The organism is Weissella sp. MSCH1, assembly GCF_045799135.1.
In the GTDB taxonomy this organism is placed as follows: Bacteria; Bacillota; Bacilli; order Lactobacillales; family Lactobacillaceae; genus Weissella.
Genome location: NZ_JBJMBA010000040.1, coordinates 42,791 through 66,314 on the forward strand (window position 1 = coordinate 42,791; position 23,524 = coordinate 66,314).

Annotated in this window: 22 protein-coding genes, 1 pseudogene and 1 other annotated feature; of the genes and pseudogenes, 1 reads left to right on the top strand and 22 read right to left on the bottom strand. The window is 44.9% G+C overall.

Going from position 1 to position 23,524, the window contains the following annotated elements; translation table 11 throughout:
• Positions 1–385: 385 nt before the first annotated feature.
• From ACJ28U_RS05860 to rpsL, 8 genes are all read right to left on the bottom strand, one after another.
• On the bottom strand, positions 386–1,471 hold the full coding sequence (locus ACJ28U_RS05860; RefSeq protein ID WP_407618662.1) for an ABC transporter substrate-binding protein: 1,086 nt from the start codon (positions 1,469–1,471) through the stop codon (positions 386–388).
• Positions 1,471–2,244, bottom strand: a complete 774-nt coding sequence (locus ACJ28U_RS05865) for an ABC transporter permease (RefSeq protein WP_407618740.1) — start codon at positions 2,242–2,244, stop codon at positions 1,471–1,473. The genes ACJ28U_RS05860 and ACJ28U_RS05865 overlap by 1 nt, the downstream gene beginning before the upstream one ends.
• Positions 2,245–2,293: 49 nt before the next feature.
• Positions 2,294–3,112 carry an ABC transporter permease gene (locus tag ACJ28U_RS05870; protein ID WP_407618663.1) on the bottom strand — a complete coding sequence of 273 codons (819 nt, stop codon included), beginning with the start codon at positions 3,110–3,112 and terminating at the stop codon, positions 2,294–2,296.
• On the bottom strand, positions 3,102–4,214 hold the full coding sequence (locus tag ACJ28U_RS05875; protein ID WP_099088216.1) for an ABC transporter ATP-binding protein: 1,113 nt from the start codon (positions 4,212–4,214) through the stop codon (positions 3,102–3,104). Before ACJ28U_RS05875 ends, ACJ28U_RS05870 begins: the two co-directional genes overlap by 11 nt.
• Positions 4,215–4,329: 115 nt before the next feature.
• Positions 4,330–6,126 carry a helix-turn-helix domain-containing protein gene (locus tag ACJ28U_RS05880; RefSeq protein ID WP_407618664.1) on the bottom strand — a complete coding sequence of 599 codons (1,797 nt, stop codon included), beginning with the start codon at positions 6,124–6,126 and terminating at the stop codon, positions 4,330–4,332.
• Positions 6,127–6,466: 340 nt separating this feature from the next.
• Positions 6,467–8,590 (bottom strand): elongation factor G, encoded by a 2,124-nt coding sequence (fusA, locus tag ACJ28U_RS05885; protein ID WP_010370077.1) that lies wholly within the window; start codon positions 8,588–8,590, stop codon positions 6,467–6,469.
• Positions 8,591–8,708: 118 nt separating this feature from the next.
• On the bottom strand, positions 8,709–9,179 hold the full coding sequence (gene rpsG, locus ACJ28U_RS05890) for a 30S ribosomal protein S7 (RefSeq protein ID WP_003608096.1): 471 nt from the start codon (positions 9,177–9,179) through the stop codon (positions 8,709–8,711).
• Positions 9,180–9,198: 19 nt separating this feature from the next.
• Positions 9,199–9,615 carry a 30S ribosomal protein S12 gene (gene rpsL, locus ACJ28U_RS05895; protein ID WP_099088218.1) on the bottom strand — a complete coding sequence of 139 codons (417 nt, stop codon included), beginning with the start codon at positions 9,613–9,615 and terminating at the stop codon, positions 9,199–9,201.
• A gap of 260 nt (positions 9,616–9,875) precedes the next feature.
• Here rpsL and ACJ28U_RS05900 point away from each other — a divergent pair, with 260 nt between their 5' ends.
• On the top strand, positions 9,876–10,355 hold the full coding sequence (locus ACJ28U_RS05900) for a hypothetical protein (RefSeq protein ID WP_407618665.1): 480 nt from the start codon (positions 9,876–9,878) through the stop codon (positions 10,353–10,355).
• Here ACJ28U_RS05900 and ACJ28U_RS05905 read toward each other — a convergent pair.
• The 14 genes and pseudogenes from ACJ28U_RS05905 to infC form a co-directional block, all read right to left on the bottom strand.
• Positions 10,300–11,145 (bottom strand): ATP-binding cassette domain-containing protein, encoded by an 846-nt coding sequence (locus ACJ28U_RS05905; RefSeq protein WP_407618666.1) that lies wholly within the window; start codon positions 11,143–11,145, stop codon positions 10,300–10,302. The genes ACJ28U_RS05900 and ACJ28U_RS05905 overlap by 56 nt on opposite strands.
• Positions 11,135–12,025, bottom strand: a complete 891-nt coding sequence (locus ACJ28U_RS05910; RefSeq protein ID WP_407618667.1) for an ABC transporter ATP-binding protein — start codon at positions 12,023–12,025, stop codon at positions 11,135–11,137. The genes ACJ28U_RS05905 and ACJ28U_RS05910 overlap by 11 nt, the downstream gene beginning before the upstream one ends.
• Positions 12,018–12,851 (bottom strand): ABC transporter permease, encoded by an 834-nt coding sequence (locus ACJ28U_RS05915; protein WP_099088222.1) that lies wholly within the window; start codon positions 12,849–12,851, stop codon positions 12,018–12,020. Before ACJ28U_RS05915 ends, ACJ28U_RS05910 begins: the two co-directional genes overlap by 8 nt.
• Positions 12,852–12,853: 2 nt before the next feature.
• On the bottom strand, positions 12,854–13,792 hold the full coding sequence (locus tag ACJ28U_RS05920; RefSeq protein ID WP_407618668.1) for an ABC transporter permease: 939 nt from the start codon (positions 13,790–13,792) through the stop codon (positions 12,854–12,856).
• A 13-nt stretch (positions 13,793–13,805) separates the two neighbouring features.
• Positions 13,806–15,356, bottom strand: a complete 1,551-nt coding sequence (locus ACJ28U_RS05925) for an ABC transporter substrate-binding protein (RefSeq protein ID WP_407618669.1) — start codon at positions 15,354–15,356, stop codon at positions 13,806–13,808.
• A 325-nt stretch (positions 15,357–15,681) separates the two neighbouring features.
• A complete protein-coding gene (locus tag ACJ28U_RS05930; RefSeq protein WP_407618670.1) occupies positions 15,682–16,905 on the bottom strand; it encodes a homoserine dehydrogenase in 1,224 nt (407 codons plus the stop codon).
• Positions 16,902–18,017 (bottom strand): trans-sulfuration enzyme family protein, encoded by a 1,116-nt coding sequence (locus ACJ28U_RS05935; RefSeq protein WP_407618671.1) that lies wholly within the window; start codon positions 18,015–18,017, stop codon positions 16,902–16,904. The genes ACJ28U_RS05930 and ACJ28U_RS05935 overlap by 4 nt, the downstream gene beginning before the upstream one ends.
• A complete protein-coding gene (locus ACJ28U_RS05940; protein ID WP_407618672.1) occupies positions 18,010–18,801 on the bottom strand; it encodes a homoserine O-succinyltransferase in 792 nt (263 codons plus the stop codon). The genes ACJ28U_RS05935 and ACJ28U_RS05940 overlap by 8 nt, the downstream gene beginning before the upstream one ends.
• A 54-nt stretch (positions 18,802–18,855) precedes the next feature.
• Positions 18,856–19,103: a binding site (T-box leader), on the bottom strand.
• Positions 19,104–19,223: 120 nt separating this feature from the next.
• Entirely contained in the window at positions 19,224–20,393 is a 1,170-nt protein-coding gene (gene eis / locus ACJ28U_RS05945) for an enhanced intracellular survival protein Eis (protein ID WP_407618673.1), read from the bottom strand.
• Between the two features lie 125 nt (positions 20,394–20,518).
• Positions 20,519–21,640, bottom strand: coding sequence for a BMP family protein (locus tag ACJ28U_RS05950; protein ID WP_407618674.1), 1,122 nt, complete (start codon positions 21,638–21,640; stop codon positions 20,519–20,521).
• 506 nt (positions 21,641–22,146) lie between these two features.
• Positions 22,147–22,302: a HeH/LEM domain-containing protein gene (locus tag ACJ28U_RS05955; RefSeq protein WP_223824476.1), complete on the bottom strand. Its 156-nt coding sequence runs from the start codon at positions 22,300–22,302 to the stop codon at positions 22,147–22,149.
• Positions 22,297–22,710, bottom strand: a pseudogene (gene rplT / locus ACJ28U_RS05960) (50S ribosomal protein L20); the annotation flags it as partial. The pseudogene rplT and the gene ACJ28U_RS05955, both read right to left, overlap by 6 nt.
• A gap of 69 nt (positions 22,711–22,779) precedes the next feature.
• Positions 22,780–22,974, bottom strand: coding sequence for a 50S ribosomal protein L35 (rpmI, locus tag ACJ28U_RS05965; protein WP_003608101.1), 195 nt, complete (start codon positions 22,972–22,974; stop codon positions 22,780–22,782).
• 25 nt (positions 22,975–22,999) lie between these two features.
• Positions 23,000–23,497 carry a translation initiation factor IF-3 gene (gene infC, locus ACJ28U_RS05970; protein ID WP_010370121.1) on the bottom strand — a complete coding sequence of 166 codons (498 nt, stop codon included), beginning with the start codon at positions 23,495–23,497 and terminating at the stop codon, positions 23,000–23,002.
• Positions 23,498–23,524 lie beyond the last annotated feature (27 nt).

The following is a 23,524-nucleotide window of genomic DNA, read 5'->3' on the forward strand; positions in this document are numbered from 1 at the left end:
TACGTTGCTTAGCTTTAGAAAAACATCAAATTTCAACAATCCATAAATATTTGTAAACCTGCTCGATAATTTTTTCGTCATCACAGTCGGGTCTTTAATATGTATCCGGACAGGGAAAGGCCCGGGTTTTAGAAACAAGAAAATTCGAGAGAGAACTTGCATCTAAAAGTAGGAAAATTTAGCTTAAAACGTGAGTAGCCGCATAATTTTACCTATCAGGAGTATTGATAATATCCCTCCTAATTCGTTAGTTTACCAGCGTTGAGTCGTTTCGCATAAAAATTCCCGTATTATTATGCCACATTCACTTATCAGAAATGTCCCAAACTATTTTCCGGACATAGAAAAAACGCTACTGAACTTCGTGTCCAGTAGCGTTTTTTGATTAACGATTAGTCATCTTGAATTCCAAGAAGTAATCGTTGTATTGACCAACCCAGTATGGGCCAAGATCTTGATACACTTCCAAGTGTGACAAAGTCTTTTCGGCTGGGTACCATTGCTTATCGTCACGAATTGACTTTGGCAACAGCGCCTTACCGGCCTTATTTGGCGTGGCATAGCCAACGTACTCAGCATTCTTTGCTGCGTTCTCTGGTTGGCTCATAAAGTTCAAGAAAGCGTATGCAGCTGGCTTATTTTTAACCGTCTTTGGCATCACAATGTTATCGAACCAGAGGTTACCACCATCTGACGGTACCACGTAATGCAAGTGGCTATTTTCAGCAATCATTTCTGCTGCATCCCCTGAGTAATCCACCGCCAAGGCAGCCTCATCTTGGGCCATGTACATCTTGATTTCATCGGCGACAATCGCCTTCACGTTTGGCATCAAAGTGTCCAACTTTCCCTTCGCTGCGGCCAATTCAGGAATACTCTTGGTATTAACCGACTCGCCACTTGAAGCAAGCGTCATCCCCATGATGTCACGTGATGAATCAATCAACATGATTGAATTCTTGTACTTCGGGTTCCATAAGTCGTTCCATGTCTTAATGTCGCCCGCCTTAACATATTTGTCGTTATAAACAATTCCCAACGTACCCCAGAAATAAGGTACTGAGTATTGATTGCCACGATCAAATGGTTGGTTCATGAAGCGCTTATCATAATTGTTCAAGCCTGTTAACTTACTGTGATCAAGCTTAACCAACATATGGGCCTTCTTCATTTTTTGAATCATGTAGTCAGATGGCACCGCTAAATCATAGTGCGTCCCACCTTGTTTAATCTTTGTATACATCGCTTCGTTTGAGTCAAATGTCTCATAGTCCACTTTGTACCCAGTTTCCTTCTGGAACTTCTTAATCAATGACGGATCAACGTAGTCACCCCAGTTGTAAATCGTCAAAGTCTTATTTGAACCAGTCTTCAATCCTGACTCCGCCGACTTTTGTAGCGCAACGTTAATGCCGAACAACAAAGCGACAACGGCCAGGATAATCCCAGTTAACCATGCTAATCTATTCATTATTGATGCACCACCATTCCTGCTGCGCCACCACGCTTCTTCTTACTTGATTTCACACTGTAGTTAGAAATGAAGTAGTAAACAATGACCAACAGCAATGATAACAAGAACATCAATGCTGATAGCGCGTTAATTGACAAATCGATTCCTTGACGGGCACGTGAGTAAATTTCAACTGACAACGTTGAGAAACCATTACCTGTCACGAAGAACGTCACTGCGAAATCATCAAGTGAGTACGTAATCGCCATAAAGAAGCCAGCCAAAATACCAGGCCAAGCATATGGCAACACCACACGTGACAACACTTGATAGTTTGAGGCACCCAAGTCGCGGGCCGCATCAATCAAGGCTGGGTTCATTTCATTCAAACGAGGCAAAACCATCAACACAACAATTGGAATTGAGAAGGCAATGTGTGATAAGACCACTGACCCAAAGCCCAAGCTCATGCCGATCATCGTGAAGAAAATCAAGAAGCTAGCACCAATGATAACATCTGGTGATACCATCAACACATTATTCAAAAACAACAACAGATTCTTTGTCCCCCGGTGCTTTGTATTGTAGATACCCAAAGCGCCGAAGGTTCCAATCAGCGTTGCAATCACTGATGAAAGTAAGGCCACGATAAACGTGTTAACCAAAATTTCCATCAATCGTGAATCCGCAAACATGTCCTGGTAATGACGCAATGAGAAGCCGGCAAAGCCATTCATGTAGTCACCTTTATTGAATGAGTAGAAAATCAAATAAAAGATGGGCGCATACATCAAGATGAACACGAAGACCAAGTAAATGTACGACCACTTCTTTGGCTTATTATCCACGACGGCGACCTCCCTTCTTCTTACGATCACGCGTGAAGAACATCGTTGCAGCCATCGCGATAATCAAAATAACGCCGATGGTTGATCCCATTCCCCAGTTTTGCGTCACCAAGAAGTGTTCCTCGATAGCAGTTCCCAAGGTAATGACACGATTTCCACCAATCAAACGCGTAATCATGAACAATGACAACGTTGGAATAAAGACGGCTTGAATACCAGCTTTAACACCACTCATTGACATTGGAATGATAACCTTGGTTAAGGTTTGCCAAGGCGTTGCCCCCAAATCACGGGCTGCGTTAATCAAACTGCGATCCAACTCGACCAATGAATTAAAGATCGGCATAATCATAAATGGAATTTCAATGTACGCCGCCACAATCATAAATGATGTGTCCGTAAACATAATTTGGTGTGGGCCGATGCCGATGAATGACAAAAAGTTATTCACGGTTCCTGTCTTAGAAAACAGACCGATGAACGCATACGCCTTCAGCAACAAGTTCACCCAAGTTGGCAAAATGACCAACAACAACCAGAATTGGGCATTCTTTAAACGACTCATAATATAAGCCATTGGATAACTAATCAATAATGTAATCAACGTCACGATAAAGGCGAAGAACACAGAATTAAATGTCATCCGTAGATACGTTCCTGAGCTAAAATAGGTCGCATAGTTGTCGAGCGTAAAGTGGCCGTAAATGTTGCCAAATGATTGCACAACCAACAGCACAACTGGTGCAACGACAAAGAGAACGAGCCACAAAATGTACGGAACGGTGTAGCTGACAGTTCTCTTATTGTTCATCAGCGCCCTCCTCTTCAGAATCGTCGTACTGCTCCAGACGAGCATCGAAATCTTCTTCTGATTCATTCAAACGCATGATGTGGATATCTTCAGGGTCAAAGTACAATCCACGTCGCTCACCAATAACAGCCGGGTTAGTGGCTTGGACTTGCCATTCGTTTTGATCATCATCGTGCGCGGTAATTTCGTAGTAATCCCCACGGAATGATTGGTCATCAATCGTCACAACGAGCTTACCATCTTCTTCAGCGACCAAATCCAAGTCTTCCGGACGCAAAACGACTTCAACTTGTTCGTTTGGACGCATACCACCGTCGACGTTTTCAAATTCCTTACCGGCAAATGCCACCAAATAGTCTTCACGCATCACACCAGGTACAATATTTGATTCGCCGATAAAGTCGGCAACGAAATGATTAATCGGCTCGTCGTAAATATCAACCGGCGTACCGTTCTGAACGATTTCACCTTCGTTCGTGACGAAAATCCAGTCTGACATTGCCAACGCTTCTTCCTGATCGTGGGTCACGAAGATAAACGTGATACCCAAACGCTTTTGAATCTCGCGCAATTCGTATTGCATATCCTTACGCAACTTGTAGTCCAAGGCTGACAATGGTTCGTCGAGCAACAACACTTCAGGGTCGTTAGCCAATGCTCGCGCAATTGCCACACGTTGTTGTTGTCCACCAGACAATTCAGAGATTTCACGGTCCTCATAGCCACCCAACTTGACGAGTTCAAGCATTTCAGCGACCTTGGCCTTAATTTCATTCTTCGGTTTACCCTTAATCGACATTCCGAAGGCAACGTTCTCAAAAACATTCATGTTTGGGAACAATGCATAGTTCTGGAAAACCGTGTTAACACGGCGCTTTTCAGCTGGAACGTCATTAATGCGTTCCCCTTCAAACAGGATGTCACCTGATGAGGCTTCCAAAAATCCAGCAATCAAACGTAAAATCGTTGTCTTACCTGATCCAGAAGGCCCCAACAAGGTATAGAACTTTCCTGCTTCGATTTCTAAATCGACAGACTTCAATACGACTGTATCATCATATTGCTTAGCCACGTGCTTAAATTCAATAATGGGTTGTGCCAATTACTGAGTACCACCTTTCTTTACATAACCTTTATTTTACCAAAAATAAGCAATTTTGTATGTTACGGTACATAACAAAACACACGCTCCGACAACTCGAAGCGTGTGTTTTTTACTATTCTTCCCACAATGGTCGTAGGATTTTTTGATAGGCATCACTGAACTTACGGTCACCGGCTAGCACAACAAAATCACTTAGATGCTCTTGTAAATCTCGTCGCGCATGAGGTTGATTATGCAAAATAGCCGCGTAAATATCAAATAAGCGTTGCTGACCACGGCCAAACACCATCACATCAGCTGGATCAGTATCGGGTACCTGCGCTACCTGCAACAAGGTTTCTGCTAACTCTCGCTTACCAAGCAAGATAGCCCGTAATAATGGCCATTCGAAAATATCAAGCACCGTATTGCGGTTGATATAACGTTGATCAACTTTCCGCATCGCTCGATTCAACAATTGTGCCCACATTTGAATTCCTGCCGGATTTTCAATGTGTAGCATGGCATACCGTGCCACACGAAACTCAGCGTACGTCCAGGTTTCCATCGCCATCAATTCATCACTGATTGTCTTACTTAATTCAGCAGCCGCTGGACTTTGTAACCAATTCTGGTGCACAAATAATCCATCCAAGGCCTTAAATTCGAAGTATGCCTCCAAATCCTTGCGTTGGTGATCCGTCTCGTATTTTAACTGCATTGACCTTGCAAGCGCATCATAGCCAAGCGGTTGCATGTGCTGCCAACTATATTGATACCAAGTCGAGTTGGTGACATTAATCAAACGGCGTCGCAAAACAACGTCGATGTCGCTTGGCATCAGGTCTAATAGATGCATTAATTTCAATAATTCTTCTAGTTGCAGATAACCATTCTCATTGTAAGCCTTATATAGCTTGTAAGTCGAAACACCCGCGTCAACCACCATCCCAGGCGTCACATGCTTTTGCTTGATAATCCAGCGGAACACGTCACCGTAGTGATTAAACATTTCTTCTGGTGGTAACGTTGAAAACTTCGGTAGTTGCACATGTTCATTCGGCTTTACCCAAAACTTTGACGCACCAACTTGGAATTCGGTCCACAACGCGCTCAAATCAAGGCTCATTAAGCGCGTCTTCATCACTGCGATTTGATGTGTCTTGGCGCTTAAAAGCAATGTTGTCATTCGGTTAGTCGTCGTAAACGTCACCCCATCAGTGGTTGTCTTTAGCAATTGCATGACTTGCTGCAGTAACCGTAGTTCCATATATTGTGGTTCTGTATACTGATTTAGGATTGTTTCAATCACAAACATCGTACTACTGTAGCTACGATTTTCCGGTTGTAAGAGCAATTTATCAACTGCAGCCATGTGAATCGACAAGACCAAATCATAAATATCACTATTCAAAAAATTCTGAAAATTAGCCATGCCAGCAGCGTAACGAACATACAATAATTTGAACTTATCAGCTGAGACGGCCGGTGCGATTAATGCGAAGCCAACCAAGTCAATAAGTGTGAAAGCCTCCAAGGTTACTAAACGCTGAAAAATAGCCTCATCTTGTTCTGGGTTGATATTATCTTCACGCAATGCTAGTGCATAAGCAAAAATCAACCGTCGAAAATCGGTATCCTGGTCATCCGATCCGTTCGCGCGATTAACCAATTCCGCAATATCCGTTGTTAACAACCAATGTAACGTAATATCCTGTAGGCTTGCTTTATTAGTCAACTGACCCAATTCTGCGAATGATAAGGTCAGCGCGTCCATAATCGTCATAATGTCAAACATCGGCATATCAATTTCACCATCGATAAACCGATAATAGCGGGACTTACTAATGCCCAAATCTGCTATTTGTGCTAAAGAGATATGTTTCTCTCGCCTCACATCATTGATCACTTGACCAATCGTCTTTAACATAGCAAAACTCTCCTCTAAACTCTGCGACTCTCAAAAAAAGCGGTTCAAAACACTCCTGTTTCAAACCGACTCACGGGGATGTTGCTAGCCCAATTCCTATTAGTAGTGAGAATTGAGGTAAATCGGACTAACAACAACTTTGATTATAACAATACGACTGTTTTGTCCTGATTAATTCCCGTTTATTAATAGGTGACGCTTACTATTTAAGCAGATTGTCGAAAAAAAGGCCACGAAATCGGACTGGAACCAAACAAAAAAGGATGAAGATAACTCGAAAGAATTATCTTCATCCTTAATTTTTCAACTCAATTAGTAAGTGAGTCGCTGGTAATTAAAATTACTCAGCGTCCGAACCCTTACCGTACTTTGAGATGATGTCTTCTTGAACGTTCTTAGGAACAGCTTCGTAGTGGTCAAAGGCCATTTGGAAAGTTCCACGTCCTTGCGTAGCTGAACGCAAAGTCGTTGCATATCCGAACATTTCTGAAAGAGGAACCTTAGCGTGGATCATCATTGAGTTTCCACGTTGCTCTTGTCCTTCCAACATACCACGACGGGCAGAAACGTGACCCATTGCATCACCCAAGTTATCCTCAGGAACAACGATGTCAACCTTCATGATTGGCTCCAAGATAACGGCACCAGCAGTCTTTGCAGCTTCCTTCAAAGCCAATGATGCAGCAATCTTAAAGGCAGCTTCTGATGAGTCGACATCGTGGTATGAACCATCGTACAACTTAGCCTTCAAGTCAACCAATGGGAATCCAGCCAAAGGACCATTGTTCAATGAGTCCTTCAAACCAGCTTCAACTGAAGGGATGTATTCACGAGGAACCACACCACCAACGATGGCATCTTCGAACTCGAATCCGGCACCTTCTTCGTTTGGTGAGAATTCAATCCAAACGTCACCGTATTGTCCCTTACCACCTGATTGACGCTTAAAGTAACCACGTGCTTGAACAGTTTGCGTGAATGCTTCACGGTAAGCAACTTGTGGCGCACCAACAGTAGCTTCAACGTTAAATTCACGACGCAAACGGTCAACGATGATGTCCAAGTGCAACTCACCCATTCCTGAGATCAACGTGTCACCAGTTTCTGGGTTCGTCTCAGCACGGAATGATGGGTCTTCTTCAGCCAACTTCTGCAAAGCAGTTGACATCTTGTCTTGGTCAGCCTTCGTCTTTGGCTCGATAGCCAATTGGATAACTGGGTCAGGGAACTCCATTGACTCCAAGATCAATGGGTGATCCGTAGCAGTCAATGAGTCACCGGTCGTCGTATCCTTCAAACCGATCAAGGCAGCGATATCACCTGAGAACACTTCGTCGATTTCAGTACGGTTCGTAGCGTGCATTTGTAGCAAACGACCAACACGCTCACGCTTTCCCTTAGACGTGTTCAAAACGTATGAACCTGACTCCAAAGTACCCGTGTAAACACGAACGAAAGTCAAACGTCCAACGAATGGGTCCGTCATAACCTTAAATGCCAAAGCCGCGAATGGCTTGTCATCGTCGGCAATCAAGTCAACTTCTTCTTCAGTATCTGGGTCCGTTGCGATGTATGGCTTAACGTCCATTGGTGATGGCAAGTAGTCAACAACCGCGTCAAGCATCATTTGCACACCCTTATCCTTGTAGGCTGAACCTGCAAGAACTGGGTAGAACTCCAAAGCGATCGTTGCGCGACGGATAGCAGCCTTCAATTCTGCTTCAGAGATTTCTTCTCCGCCCAAGTACTTTTCCATGATATCGTCATCAACATCAGCGATGGCTTCAACCAATTCGTTGTACTTCTCCTCTGCCAACTCAGCGTAGTCAGCAGGGATTTCGCGCTTCTCCCACTTCTCACCCAAATCATCGATTGGGTACAAAGCAACCTTTTCAATCAAGTCGATGATGGCTTCAAAGTCATCTTCGGCACCGATTGGCCATTGAACAGCCTTTGCGTTAGCGTCCAAACGTGACTTCAATGAGTCAACTGACATTTGGAAGTCAGCACCCATCTTGTCCATCTTGTTAACGAAGACGATACGAGGTACTTCGTACGTCTCAGCTTGACGCCAAACTGTTTCAGTTTGTGGCTCAACACCGGCAGCACCGTCAAGAACGGCAACCGCACCGTCAAGAACACGCAATGAACGCTCAACTTCGATAGTGAAGTCCACGTGTCCTGGCGTGTCAATGATGTTAACACGGTATGGTTCCTTGTCGTATTGGTCGTGGAATCCACGCCAAACGGCAGTCGTGGCAGCAGATTGGATCGTGATTCCACGTTCCTTTTCTTGATCCATGAAGTCCATTTGTGAAGCTCCGTCGTGAGTCTCACCAATCTTGTGGATCTTACCAGTGTAGTACAAAATACGCTCAGTCGTCGTCGTCTTACCGGCGTCGATGTGCGCCATGATACCAATGTTACGCGTACGTAGCAATGGGTATTCACGCTTGTTAGCCATGAGTATTTCTCCTTGAAATTCTATTACATCCAACACATGTTAGTTGCGTTGGTTCTATTATACCGTAAGTTATACAAAAATGGCTACTGTCATATTGACTGTAGCCATCAATTGGTTATTACCAACGGTAGTGTGCGAAGGCACGGTTGGCTTCAGCCATCTTGTGCGTGTCTTCACGCTTCTTAACAGATGCACCAGTGTTGTTGGCAGCATCCATGATTTCCTTAGCCAAACGCTCATCCATCGTGTGCTCACCGCGAGCGCGTGAGTATTGCACCAACCAGCGCAATCCCAACGTTACACGACGTTCTGGACGAACTTCGACAGGAACTTGGTAGTTAGAACCACCGATACGGCGAGCCTTAACTTCCAATACAGGCATGATGTTGTTCAAAGCTTCTTCGAACACAGCCAATGGCTCTTGACCAGTAGCTTCCTTGATGCGATCGAATGCTTCGTACAAGATAGTTGAAGCAGTTCCACGCTTACCATCAAGCATCAAGCGGTTGATCAAACGTGAAACAAGCTTTGAGTTGTAAATTGGATCAGGCAGAACTTCAGCCTGCTTAGTGTAACCCTTACGTGGCATTTTATATGTCCTCCCTTAATTACTTCTTCTTAGGACGCTTTGCGCCGTACTTTGAACGTGATTGCATACGACCGTCAACACCGGCAGTATCCAAAGCACCACGGATGATGTGGTAACGAACTCCAGGCAAGTCCTTAACACGTCCACCACGGATCAAAACAACAGAGTGTTCTTGCAAGTTGTGGCCGATTCCTGGGATGTATGCCGTAACTTCGATCAAGTTTGAAAGACGCACACGGGCGTACTTACGCAAAGCTGAGTTAGGCTTCTTAGGAGTCATCGTTCCGACACGAGTTGCAACACCGCGCTTTTGTGGTGAAGAAACACTAGTCGTCTTCTTTGATTGTGAGTTGTAACCGAAGTTCAAAGCTGGTGACTTTGACTTCGTGCTCTTTGACTTACGAGGCTTACGAACCAATTGGTTAATAGTAGGCATGTCTAAGAGTCCCCTTTCAATTTTCTATATAATGTGTAGTCCACATTTCCAGGCGTGTCATTTAATAACAAGTCTAAAAATGTAGCTGAATGGTACTTTTCGTTCACGAGTTCAGCACGTCGCGTCACCGCAAACACCCTGCTCACTAAAAGCACAAATAATAATATAACACTGCTTACTAAATGTTGCAACCCTTTTAGTCGTTTAAAAATGCCTTTATATAGGCATTCATTTTGCAAACAATTCCGGGCGTGTCTTTTTTGGAAAAACCGCGCCATATCACGTCTTTAATCAGCAAACAGATAAAGGATGACGTTATGCACTATTTAGAAGTCTTCATCATTATGCCACTTTTCATCTTAGCAAAACAAGATTGGCAAATGAAATTAATCGATTCGCGCTGGTTAGCTTGCCCAACTTTCATTGCCTGTTTACAACACAATCTCCCCTGGCTAACTATTTTTGTCGCGTATGTCGTTGCTTTAATAATAAATCGCCACCTCCAAGAGAAATTTCTTGGAAATGGCGATTTGGACATATTAGCAGCTGGTGCCTGTTGGTTAACTGGAACCGACTGGTTGCTGTGGTTGACACTAGCTTGTTTACTACAACTATTCCTTGCCAACTGTTGCAAGTCTGAACAACTCCCGTTTGTCCCGGCCTTAACAGTTAGCTTCATCTGGGTTATTGTCGGACAAAATGCCCTGGCGTCACTTCAACCCATGTTGTGCCAACCGTAATAGTTTGCCGTTGCTGCGCGATTAGTGGTTTACCAATCGATGGGATTGCAGCAAGCAACTCTTGTGTATACGGATGTACCGGGTTGTCAAAAATCGCCGTCGTTGGCCCTAATTCAACTAAGTGGCCAAAGTACAACACAGCGACGCGATCTGAGATGGCCTGCACCTTACTTAAATCGTGCGAGATAAATAAATAAGTCAACGCTTGTTGCTCACGCAATGCCATCATTAACGATAGGACTTGCGCCTGAATCGACACATCTAACGCTGAAATCGGTTCATCAGCTACGATGAATTTGGGCTGACCGACAATCGCCCTGGCTATCCCGATACGCTGGCGCTGACCACCAGAAAACGCTACTGGATATTTTTCACCGTCCGCCGGTGTTAGCCCCACTGCTGCAAGCGCCTGTGTTGCCATCTCTGTGGCAGTCGCCGGATCAAAACGTCGACGTAATGGCTCACGGACCAATTCTAAGGCAGTATGCTTGGGGTTCAATGATTCATAGGGGTCCTGGAAAATCAACTGCATGTCATCCATAACAGTGCGCCGATTTTGTTTCGTAATTGCCTGACCAGCGAAGGCTATTTCACCTGAAGTTGGCTGCAACAGTGATAACGCCACCTGGCCGAGGGTCGTTTTCCCTGAACCGGATTCCCCCACCAAGCCAAGCGTTTCACCTTCGTAAATTGTTAAAGAGACATCATCCAGCGCCACTAGGTCTGGCTTACCATGTCGTCCTGGGTATCGCACCGTAATATTTGCTAGTTTTAGTAACTCATTTGCCATCTGACGCACCCCCTAGGACACGATGTGTTGCCGACAACCAGATTTCCTCATGGTGTTGTCTATCGGTATGTGGCACAGTCTGTAGCCCGCTGCCATAACCATCCGTTACGGCCGTTACCGCTGCTAACAAGGCCTGTGTATACGGATGTTGCGCCTGTTGGAAAATATCTGCGCTAGTACCCGCCTCAACAATCTGACCATCACGCATGACGGCAATGGTATCTGCGACTGCTGAAATGACGCCTAAATCATGGGTAATAAAAATGATGGTCAACTGTTCCGTCCGTTGCAATTCTTTTAACAAGGTTAAAATTTGTGCTTGAACCGTCACATCCAAAGCTGTAGTCGGCTCATCCGCAATCAGGACATCTGGTTCGGCTAAAAGGGCCATCGCAATCAAAACACGCTGTCGCAGACCACCTGACAACTCATGTGGATACTGTTTTAGTCGTTGCGTTGGCTTAGGAATATTCACTTTTTCAAGTGCCTGCTCTGCCGCTGCTTGTTGTTGCAAACGCGAATAACGTGGATGAACTCGCTTAACCACCTCAATTAAATGAAAGCCAATTGTCCGGACCGGATTCAACCCCGTTAAAGGATCCTGAAATACCATCGCCATTCGCAACTGCTGATGTTGACCAACTGGGCTATCTTCACCCGCTAACTGCCACACATCTGCAGCGGCTGTCGCCCCCTTCGGTAACAGTCCAAGGATCGTACGCATGGTCATCGTCTTGCCGGAACCTGATTCACCGACTAGGCCTAATACTTGATTGGGCATAATCGTTAAATTCACCCCATTCAAAATAGGCACCATCGTACCCCGTTTGCTTGGAACCGTCACCGTCAGGCCCTCCATTTTAATAATAGGTTTAACCATGATTATCCTCCGGTGATGTCATATCTCGTAGTAAATTACCTAACTTATTAAAGGCTAAAACCGTCATGATGATAAACAAGCCGGGAATAATTGCCATGTACGGCGCATCCTGCAAACGCGACTGGGCGGCGTTCAACAACGACCCCCATGAGGCAGCCGGGTCCTGGACCCCCATCCCCAAAAAGCTCAAAGCCGATTCCGTCATAATCGCATTCGCAATGTTCGCGCCTGCAGCTGCCACAATAATCGGCGTCACCATCGGCAAAATATGATGCCACATGACATACCAAGGTGACATACCGATAAATTGCGCATACTTCACAAAATCGCGTTCCTTAACAGTCACTGTTTCGGCTCGGACTAAACGCGCAATCGACATCCACGAAAAGGCACTAATCACGATAATAATGGTCGTTAAACCAGGTCGTAAGAAAGCACTCAACACAACGACTAAAACTAGCCAAGGTACTGACGAGAAAACATCTAACAAACGCATTAAGATGGTATCTGCCAATCCGCCAAAGTAGCCAGCCATCACTCCGATGGTAGTTCCTAACATAACCGAAACCAGCATTGCTAGAAAACCAACCCCCAGCGAAATACGACCGCCATAAACCACACGGGCTAAATAATCACGGCCCAAATCATCCGTGCCGAACCAATGCTGCCAGCTAGGCCCTTGTGACATGTGCACGACATCAACTGCATTCGGATGCAATGGCAAAATCGGTGCTAATAACACAATGAGCACGAGTACAGCCATCACAATTAACCAGGTTAGGTAAGCATGTTGTTGCTGAATAGTTTCCTTAAATCGTTCGCGCATGACTACCTCCTAACCCGTGGATCAACGACAGCATACAAGACGTCAGCTAGCAAATTACCAATGACCACCAGTGCAGCTGATAACAGCATCACCGCTAAGATAACTGGATAATCTAATTTAACCGACGCATTCATCATGTACGTACCCACACCAGGCCAACTAAACACTGTTTCCGTAATCATGGCCCCTGTAACCAACAACGGTAATGACTGTCCGATTTGTGTTACGACCGGCAACAGTACATTTGGTAAAACATGATGGAATAGGATTTGTCGTTCAGTTGCGCCAAACGCCCGTTGGACCATCACATAATCCTGTTGGTATTCACCAATCGTCTTACTTTGTACATACCGTGCCAATTCAGGGAAATACGCCACAACCAATGTGATGTATGGCAACACCATATGCCATAGAACGTCGAACGGTTGATGGGCACTTCCCATTCCAAACAGTGGGAATAAGTTGGCTGCATAACCCAAAAAGTAGATAAGTAGCAGTGCAATCCAGAAGGACGGTGTTGCTAATCCAACCGCCGTCACGGTATCAATTACACGACCAGCCCAACTCTGCGGTGCACGACCGCCAATCAAGCCTAGCACTGTTGCAATCACCACCGAGGTCCCATACGCCGGTAATACCAAAATCACTGTATTAGGAATCCGTTCAGCCAACGCCTGACCGATATCTTGTTGGTTAATAATCGAATGACCAAAGTGCCCCATGACAAAATTTTCCAACCAGAGCACATACTGCGTCAAAAAAGGTTGATCCAATCCATAGCGTTCACGTAAAACATGGACAACACCCGGCGACATATTAGGTTTAATAATCGCATCGACCGCATCAAACGGTGCGAGATGGATCATACCAAAGACCAAAAACGAAATTACAATCAATAACGGAATCGCCTGCAGCAAACGACTAAAAATCGTTTTTAACATATGCGTCTCCCGTCTACTTTGACAACTTTGACCAGTCAGCAAATGTGTAAACTGGCAAAGTCTTCGCCTCAGAGAAGCCCTTGACGTCCTTATTCATCACCAAAATCTTCTTGTTATCAACAATTGGATACATCACTGCGGCATCCGCAATCTTTTGTTGTAACTTCTTGTATGTTGCTTGACGAGCAGACGCTGAACTCTCTAAGTCGCCCTTCGTAAACAATTTATCAATGGCTGGATCCTTGTACTGCCAGTAGTTAGCAAAACCAGTTGACGTGTACAACGGCGTATATTGATAAGGGTCCGTTCCCATGATGTAGCCATTCAAAAAGGCATCGTACTTGGTTTGATCCTTCTTGTGAATAGCTGTTGACAACGCGGTGGCATCAACCGCTTCAACATTCACCTTAATGCCAGCCTTACTTAATTGTGCGGCAATCAAGCTACCTTGAATTTTTTGTGCGGCATCCCCAGACGTATACCCTAAGTTAAGGGTTAGATTTTTCACACCCGCTTTGTTAAGGAGTGCCTTGGCTTTGCCGACATTCGTCTTGTAAGCCGCAACATCAGTCGTCGCAAATGAATTCTTTGGTGGTAAGAATGAAGTTGGCGTATTGTAATACTTCTTATCGAGGTACGCCGCCTTATTCATTTCATTCTTATCTAGTGCATAGAAAATCGCCTGACGCACTGACTTATTTGCCAACTTCTTAACATGTGTGTTCAAGCCCAAGTAACCCACACGATCCTCTGAGAACGCATGGACGGTCAAGTCATGTCCCTTTAAGTTCTTCAACTCAGTTGGCAAAACGAACGATGCATCAACTTCGCCCTTCTTTAAAGCGATATCAGTCGTGTTTGGGTCGGTCAAAATGCGAAGTACCACGTGCTTCAACTTTGGCTTTTCACCAAAATAATTGTCATTACGGACGAAACGGACTTCTTGACCCTGCTTATAACTCTCTAATGTGTATGGGCCAGTACCAACATTGCCTGGCGTCAATGAACTACCTGAAAAATCTTTCGTATTTTCGTAAACGTGCTTCGGAATAATGAAATTCTCGGTTACCAAATTATTGACGGCTGATGCTGACTTTTCAGGCAAAATAAACTTCACCTGGTGGTCATTAACCTTTTCAATCTGAATTGGCTTGTTATTAATATAGAATTTATCGGAATTGCCGTTCGCCTTATCAGCCAACTTTTGATACGTGAAGACAACGTCATCTGCTGTGAACGGTTGTCCATCGCTCCACTTCACTCCTTGACGCAAATCGACTGTAATCGTCTTGCCATCAGATGAGACCGTATCCTTCGTTGCCAAAACAGGCGTCAATGAACCATTTTCTTCCACGTGGAATAATGGTGAGTATTGAATATTATCAAACGTTAAGCCCCAACGATCCGAAGTTGTGATTGGATTCGTTGATTCCAAATCACTGCTGATTGCGTAGGTAAATGTGTCTGACTTGCTATCCGCGAACACTGGACTTAATGACCCACCTACCGTCAATGCGACTGTGGTCAAAACCGATGCTGCTAACAATTGCTTCTTAATACTCATATTTTATGCCCCTTGTATTTATGCTTAACGTTGTTGTTATAAATTAATACAGGTGGCGACGACAACGAATAACCCTTTCCCCTGGCCATTCTGTTAACTGTTTGCGTCTCAGCCATACTGAAAAACGCGGTTGTTTGATTAACATCATGTTCCTCGTTCAAATTCTAAAATCGTTTCATACAAGCAGCAATATTAGCCCGTCATGAGAGAAGTGTCAAAAATTCTAAAACTCTCCTAATTTGCGGACGATTTTTAACTTTTAGTCTAAAACAATCGTTTTGAATCCGAATCTGCTGTTATCCTGTCGTCAGCCACACCTGACTTGTTACTCCTGGTAAACCGGTAAAACAATTTCGATTTTTGCACCGATTTGTTGTTGCAAAGCTGCTTCAAATCGCGCTAATGACGCTGACGAAACAACGTCGGTCAATATCGTGGCCCGGTGACTACGAACCCACATGGTTTTAATCCCGATTCGATTAGCCTGCGCAATGGCATCAATCTCATAAGTAGCTGGTGCCGTCACACGAATATAGCGGCCAGCCGCCGTCCCAATAATTACTGGCTGTTGCAAAGCCTGCTTCTCATGCACCAGTTGACGGCCACACACGATGTCATGAACAATCGCAAGATCTGACAATACCGCACTTGCAGTCGGCTTAGCGCCAGCCCCTGGCCCAGTAAAAACTAAATCCTGAATATTACGTGTCTTTACCTGAACCGCGTTTTGCACATTATCAATTTTGCCAAGCAGATGCGCAGCCGGCACTAGGTGCGGTCCCACCGTCATGGCTAACTCTTGCCCAGTCCGCCGAGCAACCGCGAGTGGTTTGATAACATAGCCCAGTCGTTTTGCTTCATCTAGTACGGTTGCATTGATTTCCTGAATACCTTGGGTCGGAATCTGAGTCGTCACGACATTTGCACCGAAGGCTGTTTTGGCCAAAATTGCCAACTTATAACGTGCATCAAAGCCGGCCACATCATTAACTGGATTTGCTTCAGCGATGCCCATCCGTTGGGCTAAAGCCAATGCATCATCATAATTCATTGCCGCATCGCTCATCTGCGTCAAAATAAAATTACTCGTACCATTAATGATGCCGCCAACCTGCATTGTCTCGTCCCCAGGTAGTAGATTAGTCAGTGCATCTAAAATCGGAATTCCGCCAGCCACCGACGCACCATAAAGCAACGCCAATTGATGCGCACTCGCAATTTTTTGTAACGTTTCCCCATAGGTTGCAATTAAATCTTTATTAGCTGTGATGACATGCTTACCTGAGTGGAGCGCCCGTCGCAAATATCGATACGTCTCTGTCTGCCCACCCATCACCTCGATCACCACATCAATGTCCGAGGCGGTCACAATTGTGTCTGGGTTTGTCGTAAATTGTACCGTCGGATATAAAGTCATCCGCTGTTCGGTAATTTGGCGAACCGCCACACTGACAATTTGCATATCTGGAAACCGTTCGGTGTGCGCTTGTAAAAGGTCATAGACCGAACGACCAACTGTGCCAAAACCTAACATGCCAATTCGTATCATGCGCGCCCTGCTTTCTGAATCGCCTGGACTAAATCTGCCCACAAATCATCTACATCTTCCAAGCCGACGGATAAGCGAATGAGTTGTGGCGTAATACCTAACCCAAGTCGCTGACTTTCCGGCATATCATGGTGCGTTTGCACAAATGGCACCGTAATCAAAGTTTCGACGCCACCTAAACTTTCCGCAAAAGAACCAACCGTTAGCGCTTGTAAGAATTGATTGACATCATATGCCTCCGCTAAGTAGAACGAAATCATGCCACCCACACCCGCATACAGCACTTTCTCGACACCAGCCAATGTCGCTAAACGTTTCGCCAATAACTGCGCGTTTTCAGTATGGACTCGCATGCGCACAGCCAATGTTTTCAGCGATCGAATCAGTAACCAACTGTCAAACGGATCCAGAACTTGGCCCGTGGTCGTCAGCTGGGTGCGCAAGGCATCTGCCAAAGGCGCATCCTTGACCACGACCGCACCAGCTAAAATATCGTTATGGCCACCCAAATACTTAGTTGCGGAATGAACAACGATGTCAGCCCCTTCGGTCAGTGGGTTTTGATAAATGGGCGTTAAAAACGTGTTGTCGACAATGACCAAAATGTCTGGCCTGATTGCATGCACGACACTGGCCACCGCTTGAATATCAATCACCTTCATGGTCGGGTTTGACGGCGTCTCTATCCAAATTGCTTTTGTGTTTGGCAGGATTCGCAAAACTAATTCATCAATGTCTTGGCCATTCCACGTTTCATAGGCAATGTCATACTGGTCGCGCAAAGTGTCGAAGTAACGAAATGAACCACCATATAAATCGTCACTCGTAATAAAGTGGTCATGTGATTTCAGAATAGTAGACAGCACCAGCGTAATCGCCGCCATTCCTGAACTAACCGCAAAGGCATGTGTGCCATGTTCAATTTTGGCTAACTGAGCCTCCAGTAAATCGCGCGTCGGTGTTGTCATGCGTGAGTAGTCATATCCTGTCGATTCACCTAACCCAGGGTGTCGAAAAGCTGTTGAAAAATGTATTGGCGCGACCACCGCACCACTCCGGTCATCTTCCGATCCATTTGTCCCCTGTACTAACTGTGTTGCAACTTTAACCATTTGTAATTTCCTCGTCTTTCAACCATTGCTCAACAATATGTATCCCTTGATCATGCCAGCGGGCCATCGGTCGCCCGTCATCACCGAAGTAACCAGTCGGTGATGCAATCAATAGGCCCCGGCGTTGATCCCGACGAAATTCCATTGCCAAATTATTGGGGCCATATTCGTAATGGCCAGTCACATAGACCGTCCGCGTTTGCTGGTTTTGAATAATTGTCGCGCCGGCCTTCCTGTCACCAGCAATTACTTGACCTGTAGCGACGTTCGCTACTGGAATGGTGAAGTAGCGTGATTGCGGCATGATAAACCCTTGCGTTTCAGTCACCCCAAATATTTTGTCGTTCTGCTTGATCGGCAAAAAATCTTTGGTCACCAATCCAGCTGCGTAGGCACCCCAACAGATAAACAAACGCCGGTCAATATGATCCGCCTGCCACCGCATAAAGTCCTGGAATTCCGGCCAAAAATCAATCGCCTGTTCTGGTGTTTGGTCCAGTGGGGCGCCTGTGACAATCACGCCATCGAAATAGCGATTTTTAATGTCAGAAAGCGTCGTATACCGTTGCTGAACAGCCGCCGGATGATGGCGAATTTTATGCGATGCCGGTATGGCAAAGGTCACGGCGACGTCAACGTCGGTTCCGGCAAGCAATGACGCAAATTGTTGTTCTGTTACGGCCCGATTCGGCATTAAATTCAGCACCAACAGTTGCTTGGTTTGCCGATAAGTTGTTTTGTCAGATTCTTTAGCTGTAAAACCATTTAGTAATTGCACCGTCATTTAATTTCCCCTTTTTAAACAAAAAATCCCGTAAGCCCATGCAACTGCACAGACTTACGGGACGACTTTTCACCGTGGTACCACCCGAGTTTGTTAGATTATCCTAACCTCACAATACGCCAAATCAAATTGGATATATCGTTGCGCAATAACGGGCGCACCCGGCAAAAACTTACCTTACTAGCTCATCTTTACAACCACTCCGAGACCATTATTCCAAACAACGCTATTATCGACTCTCACCAAATGCCGACTCTCTGGCTAATAATTGTTGTTCGTACTCATCTCTTCAACGCTGGAACAAATAATATATTAGAATTACATTAGAATAATGTCAACACTTTTATAATTATTTTTTCATATTAAGTCAAAAGAGCCCGTGGGTATTCATTACCTGAATAACCACGGGCTCTCATTAATAGTTAAAAATAATCAGCTAAAACCGGCTTTTGCTTTGGTAATTGTGCTTGTAGCAGGCTAAACGTTTTCGCATCCGCTGTCGTCAAATCACCAGTTAACAACAAATTATCTAACGAACGATAGCCCATTAGCCATTGTGTAAACGCCTGGATCGAACCAGTGATTGCCGGTGCCTCTGACTGTACTACCCGCGTTAATTCGCCCCCACGCAATTCAAAACGTCCACCATTCCACGGTGCAGTTTCATCCGTGACGTTAAACACAACTTCCGTTGGTAACATGATATTAAGTGCTTGCACAAAAGCTGGCAAATTGACAATTCGCGCCTGCATGTACGGTACAACCCGCGCCTCATATTGCGGTTCAGGCATGAGTTGCAAGACTGGGAGCTCGTTTAAGTCGCTGACTGGCGCTTCATACTCAAATCGACTAAATGCACCAGCATGACTTCCGATAAAACGGGTCGTACTGAGCAATGCGTCCGTCGTCAAAGTGACCCATTCACGAATTTTAAAGGTTTCTCCCACGAACTCGTACATCACATATCCCTGTGTTTCATGATCGTCATCCCGGTAGATGGCGACTTGCGTCTGTGGTGTTTTCATCATGAAATAATAGTCCCACCACCAGTTTTCCCGTTCAATCCCGCCTCGCTTCATCTGAGGCGCCCGCTCATAAACGGCATCCATCAACGCCTGTGCCTCATTAATTACCATCCGTGTGATTGTCCCGCCACGGCGCTTTCCCTGTGGAAAATGTTCTGCCGACCAGCTGAGATGTAGTCGATCAAAAGCTTGTGCGTACCCAAATCGGCCGTAAAAGCCATACGAAAAAGGTGCCAAATAGCTTAAGATGTCGCCCCGTTCATACGCTTCTTGTAGTGCCACCATCATAATACGTGACGCTGCGCCGTCACCCCGATATTCTGGATAGCTACTGACATTACCAATGCCGTTTGCATTTAGCAATTGTTCACCCCAATTGACTTGGAATGGAATTTGCGTTACCTGACTCGTTAACTGTTGCGCATCAAATTCCCCATACGCAATTGTTTGACCAAAGAAATAGCGTAGTGCATCCTTACCGCCCCGTGGCTCTTTATGAAAAGCATATCGATATAAATCATAAACTGATTCAAAATCATTTTGTCCTAACTTAATTGGTTGTCCCATGAGATAATCCCCCGATCTCAATTTACCCATATCGTACCACACGTTTTTGTAGAAGTAGACTGGAAACACATAGTTACAATAAAAAACGTGCCAGGCTAAAGCAACCTCACACGTTTGATAATCTATTAGTTTGTTAATGATGTACGATTAGCCTTTGGCGCATCGTATTGACCTGTGTACTTCAAGCTGATTGAACCGTCTTCAATCTTCTTTTGGTCGGCCGTAACAGCCTTCTTTTCATCGGCTGGCATGTTTGATGTGATGACACCAACACCACCATCCTTAATACCGTACCAAACCGTCTTGCCACCTTGGAACTTATCCTTCATGGCATCGTTAGCTGCGTTTTTCAAACCGTTTCCAACTTCAGTCAATGATGACGTCAAGGTAAAGTTATCCTTCTTGCCATCAGCTGTCTTGTAAGCACCTTGTGGCGTCTGGTCGATATCAACACCAATCATCCAAACCTTTTCCTTTGCTAGTTGGTCTGACTTCAAGGCTTGGTTGTGGCTCTTAACAGCCGTGAAGGCGCCGTTTCCAACGCCACCGGCAACGTGGAAGATTACCTTGATGTTCTTAGCCATCATGGTGTTCGCAATCAACGTTCCCTTCGCTGCATCTGAATATGAAGCGGCATAAATCGAACTTACTTTCATGTTCTTATCAACCGAAGCCACACCTTGACGGAAGCCGTATTCAAAACGACCAACCACAGGGCCATATTGGCCACCAATAAAGCCGATTGTATCCGTACCTTCAGCCTTTGCTTGCATCGCGGCAGCAACACCAGCCAAATATGATGATTGTTCTGACTTAAACATCAATGATGTGACGTTCTTCAACTTTGGGTTAGCTTGCGCGTCCACCAAGGCGTACTTTGTATCTGGATTTTGCTTAGCCGCCTTTTCAAGTGAGTTTTGCAAGTTGAATCCGATACCAGCAATCATCGAGAACTTAGCAGCTTGTGCTTGTTGGAAGTTTGTATCAAAGTCAGCCTGAGTCTTTGAAAGGAAGTAGTCGTAGCCACCCTTACCCTTCTTCAAATCGTGTGATTCTCCCCAACTCTTCACACCCTTCCAAGAAATTTCCGTGAATGAGTGATCTGAAATATTACCACCTTCATCTGAAACCATTGCGAGTGAAAAATCATTCCTGCTTGCGCTTGTGTGTGAGGCTGACAATGCATAGGCACCTCCTGCCAATACAACCAATACAGCGCCACCAATCATAACTTTCTTAGATACCATTCTAAACTACCTACTTCCTTATATTAGGTTACACGCAAATTGCGTGCCCTTATCCACCCGAGGGCTTTTTAATTTCGTTTTAAACGACGTATATTATAATACCAGGTTTTCGGTAATATGCGACATTTTTCCTAGTTATACACGTTTTATCCACAGAAATTGGTATAGTACACTCCAATAAACGAACGATAGAACTTCAGTCGCCAAATTTTGTGCAAAAAAAATAGAGAACTTCAAAGTTCTCCACAGGCTACGTCCGCATTTATTATAAGTAAAATTATGTTGTGGATAACAACAGCAGTCGTTACACCATTCCGTAAAACTAACAACGCCCAAAATAACGAGAAATACGCTGTACTACACGTTAGATCCCCAAATACGACTTAACCGTCTTTAGCCATCAATGCAATTGTTGTAACTATACCAATTCGGATTTGTACCAACAAAATTAGTGTAAACAAAAAACACGCAGTGAACTTATCGTTCAGCGCGTGTTTTACTAAGCATTAAACCAATGCCAACAACTCAGCCTTCTTTGCAGAAGCTGGGAAGTCAATACCGTTAGCTGACAAGTATGCCTTGATTTCAGCAACAGTGTTCTTGTCTGAAGGCTTCTCTGATGAAACAACCTTCTTAGCAGCCTTAGGAGCAGCGGCGTTAATCTTAACACCCTTCTCTGAAGTAGCTGCAGTAGCTTCGCGAACAACTTGACCGTTGTCTGCCAAAGCCTTCTTTGAAGCTTCAGCCAAAGCTGAGAATGCTTCAAAGTCTGAAACTGCCAAGTCGGCCAACATCTTACGGTTCAAAGTTGAACCCATCAATGACAAACCGTTCATGAAACGTGAGTATGACAAACCGTTCATACGTGCTGCAGCGTTAATACGTGCAATCCACAACTTACGGAAGTTGCGCTTCGTTTGCTTACGGTCACGGAATGCATAGAACCATGACTTCCAAACTTGTTGCTTAGCAACCTTGTAGTTGATGTGACGTTGACCACGGTAACCCTTGGCCAACTTGATCATCTTCTTGCGACGTGCGCGCGTAACAGTACCACCCTTAACTCGCATGGGTATTTCCTCCAGTAATTTCTAAAATATAATTCGGAACCGATTAAAACTTAAAGTAAAAGCTTTAAATTAACGGCTCAACATGTGAACGTAAGTCTTCAACGTCGTGTTGTTCATCATTGAAGTTCCACGTAGTTGACGGCGTTGCTTCTTAGTCTTACCGTGGAAACGGTGTGACGTAAAGGCGTTACCTGACTTCAAACCACCGTTAGCAGTCTTCTTAAAACGCTTTGCTGAAGCGCGGTGTGTCTTAAACTTAGGCATTGATATGTCCTCCAAACTGGTTTAATTACTTAGTTTCCTTGGGTGCAAGCACCATAAACATGCTGCGCCCTTCCATCTTTGCTCTAGATTCAACTTTTGCAATTTCCTCTAGATCAGTTGCAAATCGGTCCATCACTTCACGCCCAATTTCCTTGTGCGTGATAGCACGTCCGCGGAAACGGATTGAAACCTTAACCTTGTTACCCTTCTCCAAGAACTTAACTGCGTTCTTCTTCTTAGTATTAAAGTCATTGTCATCAATCGTTGGGCTCAAGCGAACTTCCTTGATGCTGACGATTTTTTGGTTCTTACGTTGTTCGCGTTGCTTCTTTTGACTATCGAAACGGAACTTTCCGTAATCCATAATCTTAGCAACTGGTGGCTTGGCATTAGCCTGAACCAATACCAAATCCAACTCTTGCTCATCTGCGATTGCCTGGGCGTCTGCCTTAGACATAATACCTTGATCACCATCATCAGTGATCAAACGTACTTCGCGAGCACGAATGCGATCATTAATCAAATCTTGTTGTTGTTGTGGTTGGCGCGC